Annotated in this window: 21 protein-coding genes; 7 read left to right on the top strand and 14 right to left on the bottom strand. The window is 64.1% G+C overall.

The features are described 5' to 3' along the window. The first annotated feature begins 201 nt into the window (after positions 1-201). Positions 202-1083 carry a LysR substrate-binding domain-containing protein gene (locus F4U94_RS13875; RefSeq protein ID WP_120251048.1) on the top strand — a complete coding sequence of 294 codons (882 nt, stop codon included), beginning with the start codon at positions 202-204 and terminating at the stop codon, positions 1081-1083. Between the two features lie 102 nt (positions 1084-1185). Continuing rightward, positions 1186-2346: a GGDEF domain-containing protein gene (locus F4U94_RS13870; RefSeq protein WP_120252204.1), complete on the top strand. Its 1161-nt coding sequence runs from the start codon at positions 1186-1188 to the stop codon at positions 2344-2346. A gap of 137 nt (positions 2347-2483) precedes the next feature. Here the strand turns inward: F4U94_RS13870 and F4U94_RS13865 are convergent, their stop codons facing one another. Then, positions 2484-3155, bottom strand: a complete 672-nt coding sequence (locus F4U94_RS13865) for a glutathione S-transferase family protein (protein WP_120251049.1) — start codon at positions 3153-3155, stop codon at positions 2484-2486. A 184-nt stretch (positions 3156-3339) separates the two neighbouring features. On the opposite strand from F4U94_RS13865, the gene acs reads away from it, so the two are divergent. Beyond that, complete coding sequence (gene acs / locus F4U94_RS13860) at positions 3340-5283, top strand: acetate--CoA ligase (protein ID WP_120251050.1); 1944 nt, start codon at positions 3340-3342, stop codon at positions 5281-5283. A 106-nt stretch (positions 5284-5389) separates the two neighbouring features. Continuing rightward, on the top strand, positions 5390-5902 hold the full coding sequence (locus F4U94_RS13855) for a cytochrome b (protein WP_120251051.1): 513 nt from the start codon (positions 5390-5392) through the stop codon (positions 5900-5902). A 338-nt stretch (positions 5903-6240) separates the two neighbouring features. Here F4U94_RS13855 and F4U94_RS13850 read toward each other — a convergent pair whose 3' ends face one another. Both F4U94_RS13850 and F4U94_RS13845 read right to left on the bottom strand, forming a co-directional pair. Next, positions 6241-7449, bottom strand: a complete 1209-nt coding sequence (locus F4U94_RS13850; RefSeq protein ID WP_120251052.1) for a UbiH/UbiF/VisC/COQ6 family ubiquinone biosynthesis hydroxylase — start codon at positions 7447-7449, stop codon at positions 6241-6243. 156 nt (positions 7450-7605) lie between these two features. Further along, the gene (locus F4U94_RS13845; protein ID WP_120251053.1) at positions 7606-8697 is read right to left on the bottom strand and encodes a branched-chain amino acid aminotransferase; all 1092 of its coding nucleotides are present in this window, start codon (positions 8695-8697) and stop codon (positions 7606-7608) included. A gap of 160 nt (positions 8698-8857) precedes the next feature. Between F4U94_RS13845 and F4U94_RS13840 the strand changes: the two genes are divergently transcribed. Further along, positions 8858-9877: a threonine aldolase family protein gene (locus F4U94_RS13840; RefSeq protein ID WP_120251054.1), complete on the top strand. Its 1020-nt coding sequence runs from the start codon at positions 8858-8860 to the stop codon at positions 9875-9877. Further along, a complete protein-coding gene (locus tag F4U94_RS13835; protein ID WP_249042049.1) occupies positions 9864-10781 on the top strand; it encodes a DMT family transporter in 918 nt (305 codons plus the stop codon). The genes F4U94_RS13840 and F4U94_RS13835 overlap by 14 nt, the downstream gene beginning before the upstream one ends. Here F4U94_RS13835 and F4U94_RS24370 read toward each other — a convergent pair. The 11 genes from F4U94_RS24370 to F4U94_RS13785 all read right to left on the bottom strand — a co-directional run bounded on the left by F4U94_RS24370 (position 10778) and on the right by F4U94_RS13785 (position 19051). Then, positions 10778-10930 (bottom strand): hypothetical protein, encoded by a 153-nt coding sequence (locus F4U94_RS24370; protein ID WP_170271939.1) that lies wholly within the window; start codon positions 10928-10930, stop codon positions 10778-10780. The genes F4U94_RS13835 and F4U94_RS24370 overlap by 4 nt on opposite strands. Before the next feature lie 79 nt (positions 10931-11009). After that, positions 11010-11804: a Rossmann-fold NAD(P)-binding domain-containing protein gene (locus F4U94_RS13830; protein ID WP_120251056.1), complete on the bottom strand. Its 795-nt coding sequence runs from the start codon at positions 11802-11804 to the stop codon at positions 11010-11012. Between the two features lie 86 nt (positions 11805-11890). Next, positions 11891-12253 (bottom strand): HesB/IscA family protein, encoded by a 363-nt coding sequence (locus tag F4U94_RS13825; protein ID WP_120251057.1) that lies wholly within the window; start codon positions 12251-12253, stop codon positions 11891-11893. Beyond that, positions 12253-12702, bottom strand: coding sequence for an SUF system Fe-S cluster assembly protein (locus F4U94_RS13820; RefSeq protein WP_120251058.1), 450 nt, complete (start codon positions 12700-12702; stop codon positions 12253-12255). The genes F4U94_RS13825 and F4U94_RS13820 overlap by 1 nt, the downstream gene beginning before the upstream one ends. Then, the gene (locus F4U94_RS13815) at positions 12699-13904 is read right to left on the bottom strand and encodes an aminotransferase class V-fold PLP-dependent enzyme (protein ID WP_120251059.1); all 1206 of its coding nucleotides are present in this window, start codon (positions 13902-13904) and stop codon (positions 12699-12701) included. The genes F4U94_RS13820 and F4U94_RS13815 overlap by 4 nt, the downstream gene beginning before the upstream one ends. Beyond that, positions 13901-14653: a SufD family Fe-S cluster assembly protein gene (locus F4U94_RS13810; protein WP_120252205.1), complete on the bottom strand. Its 753-nt coding sequence runs from the start codon at positions 14651-14653 to the stop codon at positions 13901-13903. Before F4U94_RS13810 ends, F4U94_RS13815 begins: the two co-directional genes overlap by 4 nt. A gap of 100 nt (positions 14654-14753) precedes the next feature. After that, on the bottom strand, positions 14754-15497 hold the full coding sequence (sufC, locus tag F4U94_RS13805; RefSeq protein ID WP_120251060.1) for a Fe-S cluster assembly ATPase SufC: 744 nt from the start codon (positions 15495-15497) through the stop codon (positions 14754-14756). 3 nt (positions 15498-15500) lie between these two features. After that, positions 15501-15956 carry a hypothetical protein gene (locus tag F4U94_RS13800; RefSeq protein WP_120251061.1) on the bottom strand — a complete coding sequence of 152 codons (456 nt, stop codon included), beginning with the start codon at positions 15954-15956 and terminating at the stop codon, positions 15501-15503. A gap of 110 nt (positions 15957-16066) precedes the next feature. Then, on the bottom strand, positions 16067-17551 hold the full coding sequence (sufB, locus tag F4U94_RS13795; RefSeq protein ID WP_120251062.1) for a Fe-S cluster assembly protein SufB: 1485 nt from the start codon (positions 17549-17551) through the stop codon (positions 16067-16069). Next, positions 17548-17991 (bottom strand): RrF2 family transcriptional regulator, encoded by a 444-nt coding sequence (locus F4U94_RS13790; RefSeq protein WP_120251063.1) that lies wholly within the window; start codon positions 17989-17991, stop codon positions 17548-17550. The genes sufB and F4U94_RS13790 overlap by 4 nt, the downstream gene beginning before the upstream one ends. 118 nt (positions 17992-18109) lie before the next feature. Then, on the bottom strand, positions 18110-19051 hold the full coding sequence (locus tag F4U94_RS13785) for an AraC family transcriptional regulator (RefSeq protein WP_120251064.1): 942 nt from the start codon (positions 19049-19051) through the stop codon (positions 18110-18112). A 353-nt stretch (positions 19052-19404) separates the two neighbouring features. Here F4U94_RS13785 and F4U94_RS13780 point away from each other — a divergent pair, with 353 nt between their 5' ends. Beyond that, positions 19405-20466 (top strand): quinone-dependent dihydroorotate dehydrogenase, encoded by a 1062-nt coding sequence (locus F4U94_RS13780; protein WP_120251065.1) that lies wholly within the window; start codon positions 19405-19407, stop codon positions 20464-20466. Positions 20467-20597 lie beyond the last annotated feature (131 nt).

The following is a 20597-nucleotide window of genomic DNA, read 5'->3' as shown; positions in this document are numbered from 1 at the left end:
TGCCTGAAAGGCACCTCCTATGTGCAGTGCGGCATGATATATTGCAAGTGCGAAAAGAATCGTCAGGTTGCAAAATTTGCATCTTGCCATTTGGTCCAATTTCCTGCTCAGTAGGGAGAGGATGCTTGAACCCCGGTTCGCGCGGCGCACGACAATAAGCCATGACGCGGCGCAGCGCACCGGCCTAAACATTGACGAGATATGCGCAGATTGCCGCCCCTTACGGCCCTGGAGGCCTTTGTTCAGGTTGCCCGCCTGGGATCCGTCAAGGCGGCGGCGGAGGAACTCGCCCTGTCGACTCCGGCGCTCAGCCGCCGCGTGCAGGCGCTGGAGCGCTTCATCGGCCGCCCCCTGTTCGACCGCAAGCATCAGGCGCTGGAAATCAATGCCGAAGGGCAAAGGCTGCTGGACGATATCGCGCCTGCGCTGGATTCGCTCAGCCAGGCGCTGGAAAATATCCAGAGCGGCGGCAATCAGCTGCGCCTGCGCCTGGCGGTGATGCCGCTGTTCGCGACGCAGCGCCTCTTCCCGCATCTAGGCAACCTGCGCAAACAGCATCCCCAGCTGCATATCGACATCGAAACCACCCCCCACGCCGTCGCGCGGCTAGGCGAAGGGCTGGACGCGGCGATCGTGCTGATGGCCAAGGATATCGATTCCGCCCTTTACGCCCATGAGCTGGACCATGAGCAGGTCTATCTCATCGGCCGGCGCGAGTTGCTGGAGGGGCCGCAGGCCCTGACCTCACCCGAAGAACTGGCGCAGCAGACCGTGCTGCTCCATCGCGACATGGCATTGTCCTTCGACGCGTGGAAGGAAGCGGCCGGCCTGCCCGACCTGCAACCATTGGCCGTGGACAATTATGATTCGGGCCAGTTGATGCTGGAAGCCGCCGCGCAGGGGCTGGGCGTCGCCGTGATGCACGCCAGCCATTATGAACAGTCGCACGATCCGCGGCTGGTGCGGCTGTTCCCGATCCATGTCGACAGCCCCTATCGCTACTTCTTCGTCTGCCGCCCGCGCGCGCTCCAGACCCGCGCCGTGCGCATCTTCCGCGACTGGCTGGTCAGCGCGGATATCTGAGCGTCTGTTTGAGAATGCGCCATCCGGCGCATTCCGGCTCTGACTCCGATTATTTCGCTGCCGATCCCTTAACCTTGTTTCGCGCCATCCGTTATGGAGAGCATGAACGGGGCACAACCATCTTCCGCGAGCCCGCAACATGGGCTGACCGACCGTCTGGCACGCTGGGCTAGGGGGTTTTCCGGCAAATCCGAGGAGGATAGCGTCGAAGAGGATGAACAGCGCCCGCGCAGCGGCACCGCACTCAATCGCGAGATCAACCGCCGCAAACAGCTTTACAGCGACATCGGCGATTTTCTCTTCGCCCATGATCTCGACCTGACGCCCATCAATTTCAGCGTCGCGCTGGACTATCTGACCGGCGCGAATATCGGCGTCGAAAAGGCGATCAAGGCCGTGATGATGGAGCGCGGCAAGATCACCAACGGCTGGATCGAGACGATCGCGGCGGAACAGCGCGCCGACGAGGTGACGCCCGAATCGCTGGCCTCCATGCTGGACAAGGTGGAGGAAAATCTCACCCAGTTCACCGGCCTGATGCACGAATCGCGCAACAGCGCGAAGGATTATGGCGCGGCCCTGCAGGAACAGGCCAAGGATCTGGGCGAAGGGCGCGACAATGAGCCGGTGCTCGCCCGTCTGGTCGGCCTGACGCGCTCCATGGTGGAAAAGACCCGCCAGGTCGAAAGCCAGCTGCGCGAAAATCAGAAGCAGACCCAGGCGCTCAAGTCGAGCCTGGAAAATGCCCGTCGCGCCGCCGAGCACGACCATCTGACCGGCCTGCCCAATCGCCGCGCCTTCGAAAGCGTGCTGCGCGAGGAAATGGAACAGGCGCAGGGCAATGGCGAAACCCTGTCGGTCGCCTTTTGCGACATCGACCATTTCAAACATATCAACGACACCCATGGCCATGACACCGGCGATCGGGTGCTGAAATTCGTCGCCGGGCTGTTGGCCAAGGCCTCCAACGACCGCTGCCATGTAGCGCGGCATGGCGGCGAGGAATTCGTGATGCTGTTCCGCGGCAAGACCGCCGCGGAAGCCTGCGAAGCGGTGGACAGCGTGCGCGAGGATCTGGCCAATCGCAGCCTCGTCAACCGCACCAATGGCGAGCGGATGGACCGGGTCAGCTTTTCCGCCGGCGTCGCCAATGTGCTGGCCTATGACGATCCGCGCGGCGCGCTCAAGGCCGCCGACCGCGCACTGTATCTCGCCAAGGAACATGGCCGCAACCGCGTCTACCTGGCGGCCGAAACGGATTGATTTACAGAGGCCGTTCCCCGGCGCAGGCCGGGGTCCAGTCGAAGCGGCGGAACTGGACCCCGGCCTGCACCGGGGAACAGGAATAAGTCAGGCGGGGCTCATCATCTCAAGCCTTCCGCACGTCACTTACACCGCCTTCAGAAATCCGGCTTTTCATAATGGGCCGGCGGGGTGATGACCTCCATCCGCTCCGACAATAAGGGCCGGAAGGACGGACGCGATTTGAAGCCCGCATACCAGCGCTTCACCGGTTCATGGCCCGCCCAGTCGATCCCGCCCAGATAATCCGCCACCGACAGATGCGCCGCCGCTGCGATATCGGCCAGGCTCAGCGTCGCGCCCGCCATCCAGCTGCGATGGTCGAGCAGATAGTCCATATAGTCCATATGGACATTGGCGCGCTTCATCGCCTCGCGCAGCACGCGGGCGTCGGGCGATGCCCGCTCGACCAAACGCTTCTTCATCCGCTCGTGCAGCAGCGGACCGACCACGTCGCCGTAGAAATTCTGATCGAAAAAGGCGGTCAGCCGCCGCACTTCGGCCCGCCCGGCGGCGGTGCCGGAGATCAGCGCGAATTTCTCCACCGTCTCCTCGAAATATTCGCAGATCGCCTGGCTGTCGATCAGTGTCACGCCCTTTTCCGCGTCCGCCATGACCGGCGTGGTGCCGGCCGGATTCAGATCCAGAAATTCGTCGCGCATCGCCCAGGGCGATTCACGCACCAGATCATAGCCGATCCCCTTCTCACCCAAGAGGAGCCGGACCTTGCGGGAAAAGGGGCAGAGCGGAAATTGATAAAGCAACCACATAAGTGATATCTGTTAGGCGCGGGCGCGCCCTGGGGAAAGCGGCAAAATGTCGCCACGATATTCATTCGATACGGCGATATTGGCCAAAAGGAGGGCAAGAAACGGCATGGTCCGGCCTTCCGGTCCCCCGCATCGGGCGATAGAAGAGAGGCCAATAATGATTTCGTGATGGAAAGGATGCCCGATGTCTGACGATTTCTTCCCCGTGCCGGAGGAATGGACCACGGGATCGCTGATGGACCGGGCGGCGCGCGACGCCGATTATGCGCGCTCGATCGAAACGCCGCATGACTATTGGCTGGAACGGGCGCAGCGGCTGGACTGGATCACACCGCCGACCCTGACCAACGAAAGCAGCTTTGCCGAAGCGGATTTCGGCGTGAAATGGTTTGCCGACGGCGTGCTGAACGTCAGCGTCAATTGCGTCGACCGGCATCTGGCGCAGCGGGCGGACCAGACCGCGATCCTGTGGGAACCCGATTCGCCCGATGCACAGCCGCGCCGGTACAGCTATGCGCAATTGCATGCGGAAGTCAGCCGCTTCGCCAATGTGCTGAAGGCCGCCGGCACGAAGAAAGGCGACCGCATCACCGTCTACATGCCGATGATCCCGGAGGCCGCCTTCGCCCTGCTCGCCTGCGCGCGGATCGGCGCGGTCCACAGCGTCGTGTTCGGCGGCTTTTCGCCCGACGCGCTCGCCGGCCGCATTCAGGATTGCGATTCCAACATCGTCATCACCGCCGACGAAGGGCGCCGCGGCGGCAAGGCGGTGCCGCTCAAGGTCAATGTCGACGCGGCCCTTGCCCATTGCCCCAGCGTGAAGAAAGTCGTCGTGGTCAAGGCCACCGGCGGCGCAGTCATGATGCAGGACGGTCGCGACCTGTGGCTGCATGAGGAAGCGGCGAAGGTATCGGCCGATTGCCCGCCCGAACCGATGAACGCCGAAGACCCGCTCTTCATCCTCTACACCTCCGGCTCGACGGGCAAGCCCAAGGGGGTGCTGCACACGACCGGCGGCTATCTCCTCTGGGCGGCGCTGACGCACGAACTCTGCTTCGATTGTCGGCCCGGCGACATCTATTGGTGCGCGGCCGATATCGGCTGGGTCACGGGCCACAGCTATATCGTCTATGGCCCGCTGGCGAACGGCGCGACGACTTTGATGTATGAAGGCGTCCCCAATTACCCGACCGCCAGCCGCATCTGGGACGTAGTCGACCGGCATCAGGTCCGGACCCTCTTCACCGCGCCGACGGCGCTGCGCGCGTTGATGAAGGAGGGCGACGACTTCGTCACCCGCACCAGCCGCGCATCGCTGCGCCTGCTCGGCACTGTGGGCGAGCCGATCAACCCGGAGGCCTGGCGCTGGTATCATGGCGTGGTCGGCGAAGGCCGCTGCCCGATCATCGACACCTGGTGGCAGACGGAGACGGGCGGCGCGATGATCGCGCCGACGCCCGGCGCCACGGACCTCAAGCCCGGTTCCGCCACCTTCCCCATGCCGGGCGTCGTGCCGCAGATCGTCGATGGCGAAGGCCAGGTGCTGGACGGCGCGACCGAGGGCAACCTCGTCATCGCGCAAAGCTGGCCGGGGCAGATGCGCACCGTCTGGGGCGATCATGACCGCTTCTTCCAGACCTATTTCACCACCTTCCCCGGCAAATATACCACCGGCGACGGCGCGCGGCGCGACGCGGACGGCTATTATTGGATCACCGGGCGGGTGGACGACGTCATCAACGTGTCGGGCCATCGCATGGGCACGGCGGAGGTCGAAAGCGCGCTGGTGCTGCACGAGAGCGTGGCGGAGGCAGCGGTCGTCGGCTTCCCGCACGATATCAAGGGCCAGGGCATCTACGCCTATGTGACGCTCAACAGCGGTCAGGAGGCGACCGACGATCTGCGCGCAACGCTGGTGAAATGGGTGCGGACCGAAATCGGCCCGATCGCCACGCCCGACGTCATCCAGTTCGCGCCCGGCCTGCCCAAGACGCGGTCGGGCAAGATCATGCGCCGCATCCTGCGCAAGATCGCCGAGGGCGACGTATCGGCACAGGCGCTGGGCGACACCAGCACATTGGCTGACCCTTCGGTAGTGGATAATCTGGTCGCCAACCGGCAAAAGTAGATCCAAGGGGATCGCACCGCAGCGCGATCCCCTTGGACATAGGGCCATGGTCGTCGGGTAGGACGGTCATGGCTATCTCAAGGGACATATCCGAAAAGGAGAACCCATGGCCCGTTACACGACCGTCGCCCGTGCCCTGCACTGGATCATCGCGATCCTGATTTTGGGGAACCTCTTCTTCGGCTTCGCCCATGACGCCCTGCCCAAGGACTGGGCGGTGATGCCGGTCCACAAGTCGATCGGCCTGACCGTGCTGGCGCTGACGCTGGTGCGGATCGTCTGGCGACTGACCCACCCGGCCCCGCCGCTGCCCACCGCCATGCCCGCATGGGAAAAGGGTGCGGCGCATGCGACCCACCTCGTCTTCTATGCGCTGATGCTGATCCTGCCGCTGTCCGGCTGGATCATGTCGTCGGCGGGGACACGGCCCTTGAACTGGTTCTTCCTGTTCGACGTCCCCAAATTCGCGGTGGGCAAGGAAGACGCGATCGTCGGCCTGTCGCGCGGCGCGCACGAACTGCTGCCCTGGCTCTGGGTCGTGCTGATCATCCTGCACATCGGCGCCGCGCTGCGCCATCATTTCGCGCTGAAGGACGATGTGTTGCGGCGGATGCTGTGAGTTGAAATTTTGACGATTGTGCGCTATATCGAACGTGCAAATGTCATGGGCTATCCCTTGATACAGAACCCCCGTCATTGCCGTGGCGGGGGTTCACTCGTCCAAGGGACGGGTTGCCGCCCGCCCCTTGTCCGTTGCACATCTTACTTAGAGCGCGAAACCTCCACGATCTTGAGGACCAAGGTCGCGAAAGCGATCATCACCCCGAGGGCGATGCACACATTTGCAAATGTCATGTGTTCTCCTTCTTTGATACGCGGCAAAATCGCCGCAAGAAGAAGCTTGATTCATTACAGGGTTGAAAAGCAAGCGCTCCGCACAGCGGCTGCGTTTGAGCCCTAAACCAACTCACCCGACAGCAATTTCGGCAGCGCGCCCGACTGCCCGCGTGCTTCGGCTATGAAGCGCCCCTTGAGCGCTCCGCTGCGCTGCACTGCCGCCAGCCCCGCGCGGCGCACCAGCGACGGGATCTTGCCCGGTACGTCGAACAGGCGCACCAGCCCGTCCATCGCCACGCTGGTCATCATCGAATCCAGCCCGCGCCAGCGCTGATAACGCGCCAGCAACTGCGCATCGCCCGGATCGAGGCCAAGGCGCATGCCGTCCACCAGCACTTCCACCAGCGCAGCGACGTCGCGGAAGCCGAGATTCACCCCCTGCCCGGCGATCGGGTGGATGGCGTGCGCGCTGTCGCCCACCAGCGCGAGCCGCGTGTCGGTGATCCGCGCCGCATGATGGAAGCCTAGGGGGTAGGAGGAGCGCGGACCCGCCAGCTTGATCTCGCCCAGAAAGCCACCGATCCGCTTCTGCGCTTCGGCGAGCCAGGCGCGTTCGGACAGTTTCATCATCGCCGGCGCCTGCTCCGTCGGCACCGTCCACACCACGGCGGACCGGGTACCCGGCAGCATCGGCAACAGCGCGAAGGGGCCGCCGACATAGAAAATCTCGTACGCCGTGTTGGCGTGCGGCACCTCATGATCGATCGCGGTGACCATGGCGCTATGCTTATATTGCCAGCGGGTGGTGTTGATCCCCGCCGCATCGCGCGTGGGGCTGTTACGCCCCTCCGCTGCCACCAGCAACGCGCCCTGGATGGTGACGCCGCTCGCCAGCGTCAGCGTGACGCCATCGGCATTGCGATCCACATGGGTCGCCAGATCGGGCTGGTAACGGGTGAGGTTCGCCGCTTCGTCCGCCGTCTTTGCCAGCGCGACGCGCAGGTCGCGGTTGGGGACCATCGTCCCCATCACGCCGTCATCGGCATCCGGCGCGAAATCCAGCGCCCCCGGCTCCAGCCCGTCGCTGACCCAGATCCGGTCGATCGGACAGCCCTTGCCCTCCAGATGCCTGCCCACGCCAATGGCGTTCATCATGGCATAGCTGGTGGAGCTGATCGCCGACACGCGACCGTCGAACCCGGCGGCGGTTACACCCACCGGGTCGGCCGGGTCGATCACGGCGGTCTTCACGCCATGGCCCGAAAGAGCGATGCCCAGGGTAAGGCCCACAAGCCCACCCCCCAAAATCACGACGTCGAAGCGTTCCATGATACTGTATCTAGGCGCTTGGGAAGGGATTGGGAAGTATGGCTAAACCCTAATTCCGTTCGGGCTGAGCCTGTCGAAGCCCCTTTCTTTCTCATGACGGAAAGGAGAGGCCCTTCGACAAGCTCAGGGCGAACGGAGCTGAGTTTGCCGTTTGGATTAAAGCGTGCGCACCCAATCGGCCGGGTCGGCGACCACGCCGCGCTGGATGCCGGTCAGTTCGGCGCGCAGCGTTTCCGTCACCAGCCCGCCATCGCCATTGCCGACGGTGAAATCGCCCGTGCTGCTCTTGACCGTGCCGATCGCGGTGACGACCGCCGCCGTGCCGCAGGCGAAGGCCTCGCGCAGCTTGCCGCTGGCCGCATCCGCGCGCCACTGGGCGAAGCTGTAGGGCTCTTCGCGCACCTCATGCCCCTTGGCGCGGGCCAGCGAGATGATCGAATTGCGCGTGATACCGGGCAGGATCGTGCCGGTCAGCGGCGGCGTGACGATCGACCCGTCGTCCATCACGAAGAAGACGTTCATGCCGCCCAGTTCCTCGACCCACTTATTTTCGGCGGCGTCCAGGAAGACGACTTGGTCGCAGCCATGGCCGATCGCTTCCTTCTGAGCGACCAGCGACGCGGCATAATTGCCGCCGCACTTGGCCGCACCAGTACCGCCGCGTGCGGCGCGGGTATAATGTTCCGACACCCACAGGGTCACGGCCTTCTTGCCACCCTTGAAATAGGCGCCGGCGGGCGAAGCGATGACGCAGAAAATATATTCGTTCGACGGGCGCACGCCCAGGAATGCTTCGCTCGCGAACAGGAAGGGGCGCAGATACAGGCTGCCTTCACCGGTCGGAATCCAGTCGGCGTCGATCTTCACCAGTTCCTCGACCGCTTCCAGGAACAGATCCTGCGGAATGGCGGGCATCGCCATCCGCTCGGCCGATTCGGCGAAGCGACGGGCATTTTCTTCCGGACGGAACATGGCGACGCTGCCATCCTCCAACCGATAGGCCTTCATCCCTTCGAAGATTTCCTGCGCATAATGCAGCACGGCGCAGGCGGGATCGAGCATGAAGGGCGCACGCGCCTCCACCTTGTGGCTGTGCCAGCCCTGACCCTCGGTATAGCGGATCGTCACCATATGGTCGGTGAATAGCCGACCAAAGCCCGGATCTTCGAGCAATACAGCGCGCTTGTCCGCCGGCACAGCCTGGCTGTTGCGGGTGACGGTGAAACGCGACGTCTGCTCGGCGGCCATGGTGAGTCTCCTTGTTCTGGCTCGGACGAGGCCGCCTATGTCACAGAGCGGCCAGCGAAACAATGTGTCATATATACTGACATATTCCATGATCGGAAAAAGGCCAGCTGGCCATCGCTGGCCTCTTCCCGCCCGGCCGTCGTCCGGTTATCGCTGCGCCATGCATTTTTTCTCCGACAACGCCACGCCACTCGCCCCGCAGATCATGGCCGCCATCGCCGGCGCCGACCGGGCCGATCATGGCTATGATGGCGATGGCTGGAGCGCGCGACTGGACGGCGCCTTTTCCGACCTGTTCGACACGCCGGTCAGCGCGCTGTGGGTATCGACCGGCACGGCGGCCAATTGCATCGCGCTGGCGACCCTCTGCCCGCCCTATGGCGGCGTGATCTGCCATGAGGAAGCGCATATCGCGGTCGACGAATGCGGCGCACCGGGCTTCTTCACCCATGGCGCGACCTTGATGCCGCTGCCCGGCGACGGCGCGAAGCTGACGCCGAGCGCCGTGACCGACCGGCTGAAGACGATCCGCCCCGACGTGCATCAGGTGCCGGCGCGCGCCATCAGCATCACCAACGCGACCGAATATGGGCTGGCCTACAGCCCGGACGAGGTCGCCGCACTGGGCGATGTCGCCAAAGCCAACGGCCTTGGCTTCCACATGGACGGCGCTCGCTTCGCCAATGCCGTCGCGCATCTGGGCTGCGCGCCCGCCGACGTCACCTGGCGCGCGGGCGTGGACGCCCTCTCCTTCGGCTGCGTCAAAAATGGCGGCATGGTGGGGGAAGCCCTGCTCTTCTTCGGCGAGGCAGCGCCTGCGCGCGCAGCGGAAGCCAAGCGCTGGCGCAAGCGCTCGGGCCATCTCTTCTCCAAGGGGCGCTATCTCGCCGCGCAGATATTGGCGATGATCGAGGACGATCTGTGGCTGGCCAACGCCCGCGCCGCGAACGGTGCGGCACAGGCACTGGCACAGGGCGCCTCCGGACGACTGATGCACCCGGTCCAGGCGAACGAATTGTTCATCCGCCTCAACGCCGACGAAGCCGCCCGCCTGCGCGCGCAGGGTTTCGATTTCTACGACTGGGGCGAAGGCGCGGCGCGGCTCGTCACCAACTGGTCGCAGGATGCGCAAAGCGTCGCACCGCTGGCGGATGCGCTACGGGCGCTTGACCGTGAATGACGGGGCCAAGGGGGGGATCATCATCCCCTTCATTCTGGTCGTCCTGATCTGGAGTTCCACCTGGATCGTCATTCGCGACCAGATCGGATCGGTGCCGGCCAGCTGGTCGGTCTGCTATCGGTTCGCGCTGGCGGGCGTCGCCATGGCCGCCTTTGCCCGGTGGCGCGGCGTGTCGCTCGCCATCGGGCGCAGCGGCCTGCTCTACGCCGCGCTGCTGGGCGTCGCGCAGTTCGTGCTGAATTTCAACTTCGTCTATCGCGCCGAACATTATCTGACGTCGGGGCTGGTCGCGGTCGTCTACGCGATGCTGCTCATCCCCAATTCGATCCTGTCCTTCCTCATTTTCCGCCAACCGGTCAGCCGCACCTTCATCGGTGGATCGGTGGTGGCGGTGACGGGCATCGTCCTGATGCTGCTGCACGAATATCATGCCGCGCTGTCGGAAGCCGGAGGGGTCAATCCCGACATGGTGCTGCTGGGCGCGGGCTTTGCTTTCGCCGGCCTGATCAGCGCGTCGGCCGCCAATGTGATGCAGGGGATGGAGATCGCCCGCCGCCTGCCGATGGTGGCGGTGCTGGCCTGGGCCATGCTGATCGGCGCGGGGGTGGATGCGCTCTATGCCTGGGCGAAGATCGGCCCGCCGACCTTCGACATGCGGCCGGGCTATATATTGGGCGTCGGCTGGCTGGGCCTGGCCGGGTCGGTCGTGACCTTCCCGCTTTATTTCACCCTGATTCAGCGCATGGGTGCGGGCCGGGCGGCCTATACCAGCGTCCTCATCCCGGTCATCGCGATGCTGATCTCGACGCTCGCGGAGGGCTATCGCTGGAGCGCGCTGGCGATCCTGGGGGCGCTGCTGGCGATCGCCGGCATGGCCATCGCGCTGCGATCGAAGGCGGCTTAACGCGCGCCCCGCTGATAGCGCAGCTTCGCGGCGTTGACCTTGTCCAGCAGGCTGGCGATCGACGGCACCGCCGCGCCAGAACGGCCGGGCACCGACATATCGCGCATCCGCTGGCTGAGTTCGGAAAAAGTCTGGTCGATCCGGGTCATGAGGGCGTCCCTTTATGCAGTGCTGCCCCGCTTGTCGATCGCTTGGGTTAACAAGGCGTAAACCATGCGACGGGTCGCCTCAAAGGCAGGCACGCAGCCCTTCCTTGTAGGTCGGATAGAACGGCGACCAGCCCAGCAGCCGCTTCGCCCGGCCATTGGCCACCCGGCGATTTTCCGCATAAAAGGCCCGCGCCATGGGTGAGAGTTGCACTTCCTCCAACGTCAGGAGCGGTGGCATCGGCCGGCCCAGGAGCGTGCAGGCGGCCTCTATCACGTCATTTTGCGCGCAGGGCAGGTCGTCGGCCAGATTATAGACGCCCGCAGGTCCGTCGAACGACGCGATCACGCCCGCGACGATATCGTCCACATGGACACGGCTGAACACCTGATCGGGCAGGGCGATGCGATGCGCCTTCCCTTCCCGCACCCGGTCCAACGCGGAGCGGCCGGGACCATAGATGCCGGGCAGGCGAAAGCGGCGCATGTCGGGGCGCAATGCCCCCCATGCCATGTCCGCCGCCGCCCGCGCGGTCCGGCGCCCCTGCCCGACCGGGCTGGCTTCATCCACCCAGGCCCCCGCCGCATCGCCATAGACGCCGGTAGAGGAGAGATAGCCTGTCCAGATCGCGGGCGCGGCCGCAATGGCATCGCCATAGCGGGCCAGCACCGGATCGGCATCGCCCTCTGGCGGGACGGAGGAGAGGATATAGGTCGCCCGTGCGATGGCGGCGCGGACGGCATTGTCGTCATCGAAGGCAAGGCTGTCGACATCGGCGCTGCGCCGAACGCCGGTGACTTGCCATCCATCGCCGCGCAGACGGGCGGCCAGACGCGAGGCGGTATAGCCCATGCCGAGGATCAGCATATATGCCATTATACCCCTCCCGTTCGGTTCGAGCTTGTCGAGAACTCCGCGCGATGTTCTCGACAAGCTCGAACCGAACGGAGCAGAAAGAGCGCTTAAACCGTAAAGCTCTCGCCGCAGCCGCAGCTGCCCTTGGCATTGGGATTGTTGAAGACGAAGCCGGCGGTGAAATCATCTTCCACCCAGTTCATCGTCGATCCGATCAGATAGAGGACCGATGCGCCGTCGATATAGAGAACGCCGCCCGGCGTTTCGATCTTCTCGTCGAACTTGGCTTCCGTCGTCACATAATCGACCGAATAGGCCAGGCCCGAACAGCCGCGCTTGGGGGTGGACAGCTTGACGCCGATCGTGCCTTCGGGCGCCTGGCCCATCAGGTCGGCGATGCGCTGCTCGGCGCTCGGCGTCAGCAGGACGGCGGCGGGGCGGGCGCGGGTCTTGGTCTGTACGTCGGTCATTACAGCATCCCCAGTTCGAGCTTCGCTTCGTCGCTCATCTTCTGCGGATCCCATGGCGGATCCCAGACCAGATTGACCTGCGCATCGCCCACGCCCGGCACCGCGCCAACGCGCAGTTCGACTTCGCCCGGCATGGATTCGGCGACCGGGCAATGCGGCGTGGTCAGCGTCATCGTGACGACGGCATGGCCGTCCGTCGTTACGTCCACGCCGTAGATAAGGCCCAGATCATAGATATTCACCGGAATTTCCGGGTCATAAATTTCCTTGAGCGCCTCGATGATCCCATCATACAGGTCGCCGCCCGGCTCGCCCGCAGGCGTCTCCACCGGCTTCTGCGACAGAAACCCGTCCAGATAGTCGCGCTGGCGCGTCTCCTCGACGCGTGCCTTGGGTGGTGCATTCACAGCATCCACTTCCTCGACCAAAATCTTCCGCTCTTCGCTCATCCGAAGATCTTCCTCACTCGTTCGATGCCTTTGACCAGCGCATCCACATCGCTGTCGTCGCTATAGATGCCAAAGCTGGCCCGTGCGGTCGCCTCGACGCCCAGATGGCGCATCAGCGGCTGTGCGCAATGATGGCCGGCCCGGATCGCGACGCCCGTTTCATCCAATATGGTGCCGACATCGTGCGGATGCACCCCCTCCACTTCAAAAGAGAGGATGCCCGCGCTGTCGTCCGGCCCGAAGACGCGCACGCTGTTGATCTGCTCCAACGCGGTGCGGGCCTTGGCCACCAGCGCACATTCATGCGCATGGATCGCATCCAGCCCGATGCCCTGCACATAGTCGATCGCGGCAGACAGGCCGACGACGCCGGTGATATGCGGCGTTCCCGCCTCGAACCGCGTCGGCGCGGGGGCGTAGGTCGTCTTTTCGAACGTCACCTTGTCGATCATCGACCCGCCACCCTGATAGGGCGGCATGGCGTCGAGCAGTTCCGCACGGCCCCACAGCACGCCAATGCCGGTCGGGCCATAAAGCTTGTGCGCGGAAAAGACGTAGAAATCGCAATCCAGCGCAGCCACATCGACGGCGAGGCGCGGCACGGCCTGACACCCGTCGATCAAGATCTTCGCCCCGACCATATGGGCGATGTCGGCGGCGCGGCGGCAATCCAGTACGCTGCCCAGCACGTTCGACACATGGGCCAGCGCGACCATGCGATGGCGCGGCGTGATCATCGCGCGCATCACGTCCAGATCGATCCGGCCATCGTCGGTGAGCGGCACGACGTCGATATGAGCGCCGACCTTCTCCGCCACGATCTGCCACGGCACGATATTGCTATGATGTTCCAGCGTGGACAGCAGGATGCGGTCGCCCGCCTTCAACTGCGTGCCCGCCCAGCATTGGGCGACCAGATTGATGCCCTCGGTCGCGCCGCGAACATAAACGATCTCGCTGTCCGACTTCGCGCCGATGAAGCTGGCGACCTTCCGCCGCGCCGCTTCATAGGCCAGCGTCATATTGGCCGAGCGTTCGTAGACACCGCGATGCACCGTCGCATAATCGGGACCATAGGCCCGCGCGATCGCATCGATCACCGCATTGGGCTTCTGCGCGGTGGCGGCACTGTCCAGATAATGCCAGTCGCCCACACCGGGGAAATCATCCCGCAAGCGCAGACCCTGTGCGAGGTCGGTCATACCAGCGCCTCCAGCTTGGCGATCGCGGCGGCTTCCAGCGCTTGCCTGACCGCTTCGTCCGCCACATCGTCGAACACACCCGCGACGAAGGAGCGCAGCAGCAACGTCTTGGCCGTCGCCGGGTCCATGCCGCGCGATGCCATGTAGAAGAGCGCCGCCTTGTCCAGTTCGCCGACCGTCGCGCCATGGGCGCATTTCACGTCGTCGGCGAAAATTTCCAGCTCCGGCTTGGCGTTCGCCGTCGCCGTGCGGTCCAGCAGCATCGCCTTGATCGACTGGAAGGCATCGGTGCGCTGCGCATCGCGCGCGACGTTGATGCTGCCCAGATAGCTGCCCGTGGCGCGCTGGCCCAGGATCGACCGGATCGTCTGGCCGCTGGTCGAATCCGGCTTGGCATGGGTGACGCTGGTGATGATCTCCAGCGTCTGGTCGCCGCCGCCAAGGATCGCGCCATTGAGTTCGAAATGCGCGTTGCTGCCGATCGTGACGTCGAACGTCACGCGCCCCAGCTTCCCGCCGACATTGAGCACATGGAAATCACACCGCGCCCCGTCCGCGACAGTGATGACATAGTCATGCACCGCCACCTGTCCGTCGGCCGCATCCTGCAACAGATGATGGCGCGCCGTTTCGCCTTCCGCCACGTCGATCCGCGTAGGCGCGGGTGTGGGCCAGATGGAGGCGACAGCCTCCAGATCGCTGTAGCGCCATTCTTCCTGTCGGCGCGTAGGCAGAGCGAGAGCGGTCACAGGCACGCCTCCTCCGCGTCTCCGCGTCTCCGCGTGAACAGAATCTTCTCACGCGGAGACGCGGAGACGCGAAGAGAAAGGAGGATGCCTGCGGCGCGCATTATGCCACCACCTCGGCATAGCCTTCGCGTTCCAGTTCCAGCGCCAGTTCGGGACCACCCGACTTGACGATCCGGCCGGCGGCCAGGACATGGACGAAGTCCGGCTTCACATAGTCGAGCAGGCGCTGATAATGGGTGATCAGCAGCACGGCCTTGTCGGGCTTGCGCATGATCGCGTTGATCCCCGCGCCCACGATCTTCAAAGCGTCGATGTCGAGGCCCGAATCGGTCTCGTCCAGGATCGCCAGTTTGGGATCAAGGATGCCCATCTGCACCATTTCGGCGCGCTTCTTCTCACCGCCCGAAAAACCGACATTCACCGGACGCTTCAGCATCTCCATGTCAAGGCCCAGCAGGCCCGCCTTTTCCTTGGCCAGACGGATGAATTCGCCGCCGTTCAATTCCTTTTCGCCCCGTGCGCGGCGCTGCGAATTGAGGCTTTCGCGCAGGAATTGCAGGTTCGACACGCCCGGAATCTCGACCGGATACTGAAAGCCGAGAAACAGGCCGGCAGCAGCGCGCTCATGCGGCTCCAGTTCGAACAGATCCTGCTCTTCGAACGTCGCGGTGCCGCCCGTCACTTCATAATTGGGACGGCCGCCCAGCGTATAGGCCAGCGTGGACTTGCCCGCGCCGTTCGGCCCCATGATCGCGTGGATTTCCCCCGCATTGATCTGGAGCGACAGGCCCTTCAGGATCGCCTTGCCGTCGATTTCGTTGGTCAGATTGTCGATCGTCAGCATCTCTTATCCCTCATGCGCGCGCTGGAGCGTCCGCGCGGTCCAGAACGCCATGTCGCGCACATCGCCCGGTGCGGGGAACAGCGTATCGATATGGCGCTTGATCGGCATATAGGGCCACCAGTCGGCACCCGGTTCCGGCGCGCCCTTTTCCAGCAGCGCGACGACGAATTCGCTGACCGGCCCCATGCGCGCCAGATTGGGTGCCTTGGCCTTGTGGAACGCCTTGTCCTTGCGCAGCTTCTCGGTGAAGGCGACATCACCCGCTTCCAGCGCCGCACGGCTTTCCGCCTCATAGGCGTCGAGGTCGCCGAAATCCTTGGCGGCGCGGGCCTGCAACTCGCCCTCTTCCAGCTCATAATCCTCGGTCAGGATGCGGATCGCGGCGGTCCATGACTGGCCATTGCTCACATCCTCCGCGAAATCCGCGAGGGCGTCCTGGATATCGTCTTCGTCGCTCAAAGTTCGGTCCTTCAAAATCTAATGTCGTTCGTCACCCCGGACTTGATCCGGGGTCCCGCTACTTCCGAAACGAGCGGGATGCCGGATCAAGTCCGGCATGACGGCGTGAATTATCCAACGCTACCTTCCAGCGAAATCCCCAACAGCTTCTGCGCCTCGACGGCAAATTCCATCGGCAGCTGTTGCAGCACTTCCTTGGCGAAGCCGTTGACGATCAGCGACACCGCGCTTTCCTGATCCAGCCCGCGCTGCATGGCGTAGAACAGCTGGTCGTCGCTGATCTTGCTCGTCGTCGCTTCATGCTCGATCTGGGCGCTGGGGTTGCGCACCTCGATATAGGGCACGGTATGCGCGCCGCACTGGTCGCCCAGCAACAGGCTGTCGCACTGGGTGAAGTTGCGCACGCCCTCCGCCCCCGGCGCCACGCGCACGAGGCCACGATAGGTGTTGTTCGAACGCCCGGCGCTGATCCCCTTGGACACGATGGTCGATCGCGTGCCCTTGCCATTGTGGATCATCTTGGTGCCGGTATCGGCCTGTTGCAGATTGTTGGTCAACGCCACGGAGTAGAACTCCCCGACGCTATTCTCGCCGTTCAGCACGCAGGACGGATATTTCCAGGTGATCGCCGATCCGGTTTCCACCTGCGTCCAGCTGACCTTGCTGTTGCGGCCCTGACACAGCGCCCGCTTGGTCACGAAATTATAGATGCCGCCCTTGCCGTTCTCGTCACCGGGATACCAGTTCTGGACGGTGCTGTACTTGATCTCCGCATCGTCCAGCGCGACCAGTTCCACGACCGCGGCGTGCAGCTGATTTTCGTCGCGCATCGGCGCGGTGCAGCCTTCCAGATAGGAGACATAGCTGCCCTCGTCCGCGACGATCAGGGTGCGTTCGAACTGCCCGGTATTCTCCGCATTGATGCGGAAATAGGTGGACAGCTCCATCGGGCAGCGCACGCCCTTGGGGATGTAGACGAAGGTGCCGTCGGAAAAGACCGCGCAGTTCAATGTGGCGAAATAATTGTCGTGCATCGGCACGATCTTGCCCAGCCACTTCTTCACCAGATCGGGAAATTCGCGCACCGCTTCGCTGATCGAGCGGAAGATGACGCCCGCTTCCTCCAACTCCTTGCGGAAGGTGGTGGCGACGCTGACGCTGTCGAACACGGCGTCGACCGCGATCTTGCGGCTGCCCTTCACACCGGCCAGCATTTCCTGCTCGGCGATGGGGATGCCCAGCTTCTGATAGGTCGCCAGGATTTCGGGATCGACCTGATCCAGCGAATCCAGTTCGATCTTCTTTTTCGGCTCCGCGTAATAATAGGCGTCCTGATAGTCGATCGGCGGGACGTTCAGCTTCGCCCAGTCCGGCGCATCCATCTTCTGCCACATGGCGAACGCCTTCAGCCGCCAGTCGAGCAGCCATTGCGGCTCGTTCTTCTTGGCGGAAATGAAGCGGACCGTATCCTCGTTCAGCCCCTTGGGCGCGAAGTCCTGCTCGATGGCGGACGACCAGCCATGTTCGTAGGTCGACGCGCGATCGGCGGCGTCCTGCGCTTCCTGGTTGCGAACGGTGGTTGCTTGTTCAGTCATGCCATTTCTCGTGTCAGACTGGCGATCGTCACCCCCGCGAGCGCTTCGCGGATGGCATTGTTCGCCACATTCATGTGCGGACGGATGCGGCAATCCTGTTCCAGATTGCAGTCATGCGCCCCTTGTTCGCTACACGCGGTCATGGCGATCGGCCCTTCGACCGCCTCCACCACATCGGCCAGCGTGATGGTGGCCGGCGGGCGCGACAGGCGTACGCCGCCACCGGTGCCCCGGCTCGATTCGAGCAGGCCGGCGGCCGACAGGCGACTCACCAGCTTCTGCGCGGTGGGCAGCGGAATGCCGGTTTCGGCCGACAAAGTGGTCGCGTTCATCTTGAGATGCCTGTTGGTCGCAGGGTCAAACCCCGCTCCTGCGCCACAATGGCGCGCGGCGGCGGACATCAGCACGACCGCATAGTCAGCGAAGCTCGACAGTTTCATGTCGTGTCACGCGCCCTTCAAAGTTGCGAACCATTCTCAAATCGGACCGATTCCATCCGATTGGGCGCATGTGGTCGCACAGGGGCGTTTAATCAAGGAAATTTTGCTTGGGGGACGCCTAGCTCAACCGGTTCAGCACGGCCACGTCGCCGCCCAACGACCGGCGCAACAGCGTCAATTGCGCGACCGCCGACCGCTCGGTCTGCAATTGATGCGGGGTCAGGCCGATGAAATGCTTGATCTCCCGGATGAAGTGCGACTGGTCGTAAAAGCCGCCTTCCTCACATAATTGCTGCCAGCTGTCGCCATCCAGCGCGATTCGCGCCGAACAGCGCAATGCCCGATATTTGCGCGCCAGCATCTTGGGCGGGGCACCATAATATTTGTTCGCCAGCCGCGCGAGCTGGCGCGGCGACAGGTCGGTCGCCTCGACCAGCGTCTCGATCTTCGGCGACCCTTCACCCACCAGCCAGGCGTCGATCGCCGCCAGCAACGTCCAGGTCGCGGGGCGCAACGGTCGGACCAGCTTCCCCAGTTCCGCCCAGCACAGGGCCGCCATCGCATCGGCATCGTCACCCAGCGCGCGCAGCCCGTCCAGCAGGCGCCGATGAACCTCACCCCGTTCCGCCGCCAGATCGCACAAGCGGTCGGCCAGAACGCTGGCCTCGCCACCATGCAGCGCCACCCAGCCCGCCGGCAGCAGCGAAATGCCCATCAACCGCAACGGCCGGTCCAGCACGAATCGCGTCGCCCCCATCGTCGGCCCCAACAGGCAGACGTCGGGCGATTCCATCACCGTCCCGTCCTGAAAATGATAATGGCCGCCGCCTTCCAGCGTCAGCCGCAACTGCGGCACATCGGCACGGGTGGCGTCGGCATAGTGATCGGCGGACACGGTGAAGAAATAGAGCGAGCCGAAATAAGGCCGCAAATGCGGCGGCGCCGCGAAATAGCGCAACCGCACCGGCCCCTGTGCCGCATCGACCGCATAGGAAAGCGGCCCCCGGTCATCCGGCAGCGCAACGGCGCGTACCGCATTTTCGCTATGATGCGACCCCATTTTTTCACCCCTGGCGATTACTATGCGCCAACGCGACGGCGGTGCAAGCGTTCGAAAGGGAAAAGCGTAAAGTTTTTCGACATCTAGCAGTCGTGGACCCAAAAAAATGACCCGGCGATTTTCATCGCCGGGTCAGTAAAAGGTCTCATAGGCCATAGGCCTGAGAGCCTTCGGGTCGCAAGGCGGCTTTACGCCTGAATCACAGCAACTTTATTGGATGAAACGGACATTTTTCCGCTGCAAACGGTCTCATTCATGACGTTTCTTGTCATGAAATAACCAAGAGCGGCCTCTGTTGCTGCACGGCAACAGGCTCTCGACGGATTGGCGGTCCGCTGGCATAGGCTTGGCGCATGTCCTATCGCCTGATCCGCCCCCTGCTGTTCGCCCTGGATGCCGAGCGCGCCCATCACCTGTCGATCGCAGCGTTGCGCTTCATGCCGACGCCCGCGCCGCTCGCGCCCGATCCGATGCTGGAATCGGTGGTGGCGGGCATCCGCTTCCCCAATCCGGTCGGCCTGGCGGCGGGCTATGACAAGGATGGGCGGATCGCGCACAAGATGCATGGCCTGGGCTTCGGCTTTGCGGAACTGGGCACGCTGACCCCGCTGGCGCAACCGGGCAATCCCCAGCCGCGCCTGTTCCGCCTGGTGGAGGACCGCGCCGTCATCAACCGCTTCGGCTTCAACAATGGCGGCCAAGGCGCGGCGGCGGACCGCATCGCCCGCTATCGCCGGCCGATCGGCCAAGGCCCCGTCATCGGCATCAATATCGGCGCGAACAAGGACGCGACGGCCGCCGGGCGCGGCATCGCCGATTATGTCACCGGCGTGACCTGCATGGCGCCGCTGGCCGACTATCTGACCGTCAACATCTCCTCCCCCAACACGCCGGGCCTGCGCGCCTTGCAGGGCCGGGCAGCGCTGGACGATCTGCTGTCCGCCGTCATGGCGGCACGCGGCGGCCATGCGACGCCGATCTTCCTGAAGGTCGCGCCCGATCTGGAACCGGCCGATGTGGACGATATCGCCGCCGCCTGCCTCGACCACCGCGTCGACGCCCTGATCGTGTCCAACACCACCATCACCCGCCCAGCCCTGCGATCGGCCCATGCCGGCGAAGCAGGCGGCCTGTCGGGCGCGCCGCTGACCGACCTGTCGCTGGAACGGCTGCGGGACTTTCGCCGTCTTCTGGGCGCCCGCCTGCCGCTGATCGGCGTCGGCGGCATCGCCACTGCGGAACAGGCCTATGCCCGCATCCGCGCCGGCGCCTCGCTGGTCCAGCTCTACAGCGCGCTGGTCTATGAAGGGCCGTATCTGGCCAAACGCATCAACGCTGGCCTGAAGGCCCTAATGACGCGGGATGGCGTAAAGAACGTCGCGGAGATCGTCGGCGTGGATATTCGGCAGCCTTAAGGGTTGGGTGAGGGGGAGAAACCTCACGGCAATACGCCAGTCTTGCGCTAGTTCCCCCTCATCCAACTCCGCCTAGCCGCTACGCGGCAAGGCTTCGTATCCTTCTCCCTCCAAGGGAGAAGGAAGGACCG

It is taken from the genome of Sphingobium limneticum (assembly GCF_008710155.1).
Lineage (GTDB): Bacteria > Pseudomonadota > Alphaproteobacteria > Sphingomonadales > Sphingomonadaceae > Sphingobium > Sphingobium limneticum.
The sequence above is the reverse complement of the archived record's forward strand: the minus strand, read 5'-3'. Positions and strand labels throughout refer to the sequence as shown.

Bases quoted from the DNA above. Each gene is read 5' to 3' on its own strand.
- F4U94_RS13875 (WP_120251048.1), top strand. From the start codon at position 202: ATGCGCAGATTGCCGCCCCTTACGGCCCTGGAGGCCTTTGTTCAGGTT.
- F4U94_RS13870 (WP_120252204.1), top strand. From the start codon at position 1,186: ATGAACGGGGCACAACCATCTTCCGCGAGCCCGCAACATGGGCTGACC.
- F4U94_RS13865 (WP_120251049.1), bottom strand. From the start codon at position 3,155: ATGTGGTTGCTTTATCAATTTCCGCTCTGCCCCTTTTCCCGCAAGGTC.
- acs (WP_120251050.1), top strand. From the start codon at position 3,340: ATGTCTGACGATTTCTTCCCCGTGCCGGAGGAATGGACCACGGGATCG.
- F4U94_RS13855 (WP_120251051.1), top strand. From the start codon at position 5,390: ATGGCCCGTTACACGACCGTCGCCCGTGCCCTGCACTGGATCATCGCG.
- F4U94_RS13850 (WP_120251052.1), bottom strand. From the start codon at position 7,449: ATGGAACGCTTCGACGTCGTGATTTTGGGGGGTGGGCTTGTGGGCCTT.
- F4U94_RS13845 (WP_120251053.1), bottom strand. From the start codon at position 8,697: ATGGCCGCCGAGCAGACGTCGCGTTTCACCGTCACCCGCAACAGCCAG.
- F4U94_RS13840 (WP_120251054.1), top strand. From the start codon at position 8,858: ATGCATTTTTTCTCCGACAACGCCACGCCACTCGCCCCGCAGATCATG.
- F4U94_RS24370 (WP_170271939.1), bottom strand. From the start codon at position 10,930: ATGACCCGGATCGACCAGACTTTTTCCGAACTCAGCCAGCGGATGCGC.
- F4U94_RS13830 (WP_120251056.1), bottom strand. From the start codon at position 11,804: ATGGCATATATGCTGATCCTCGGCATGGGCTATACCGCCTCGCGTCTG.
- F4U94_RS13825 (WP_120251057.1), bottom strand. From the start codon at position 12,253: ATGACCGACGTACAGACCAAGACCCGCGCCCGCCCCGCCGCCGTCCTG.
- F4U94_RS13820 (WP_120251058.1), bottom strand. From the start codon at position 12,702: ATGAGCGAAGAGCGGAAGATTTTGGTCGAGGAAGTGGATGCTGTGAAT.
- F4U94_RS13815 (WP_120251059.1), bottom strand. From the start codon at position 13,904: ATGACCGACCTCGCACAGGGTCTGCGCTTGCGGGATGATTTCCCCGGT.
- sufC (WP_120251060.1), bottom strand. From the start codon at position 15,497: ATGCTGACGATCGACAATCTGACCAACGAAATCGACGGCAAGGCGATC.
- sufB (WP_120251062.1), bottom strand. From the start codon at position 17,551: ATGACTGAACAAGCAACCACCGTTCGCAACCAGGAAGCGCAGGACGCC.
- F4U94_RS13790 (WP_120251063.1), bottom strand. From the start codon at position 17,991: ATGAAACTGTCGAGCTTCGCTGACTATGCGGTCGTGCTGATGTCCGCC.
- F4U94_RS13785 (WP_120251064.1), bottom strand. From the start codon at position 19,051: ATGGGGTCGCATCATAGCGAAAATGCGGTACGCGCCGTTGCGCTGCCG.
- F4U94_RS13780 (WP_120251065.1), top strand. From the start codon at position 19,405: ATGTCCTATCGCCTGATCCGCCCCCTGCTGTTCGCCCTGGATGCCGAG.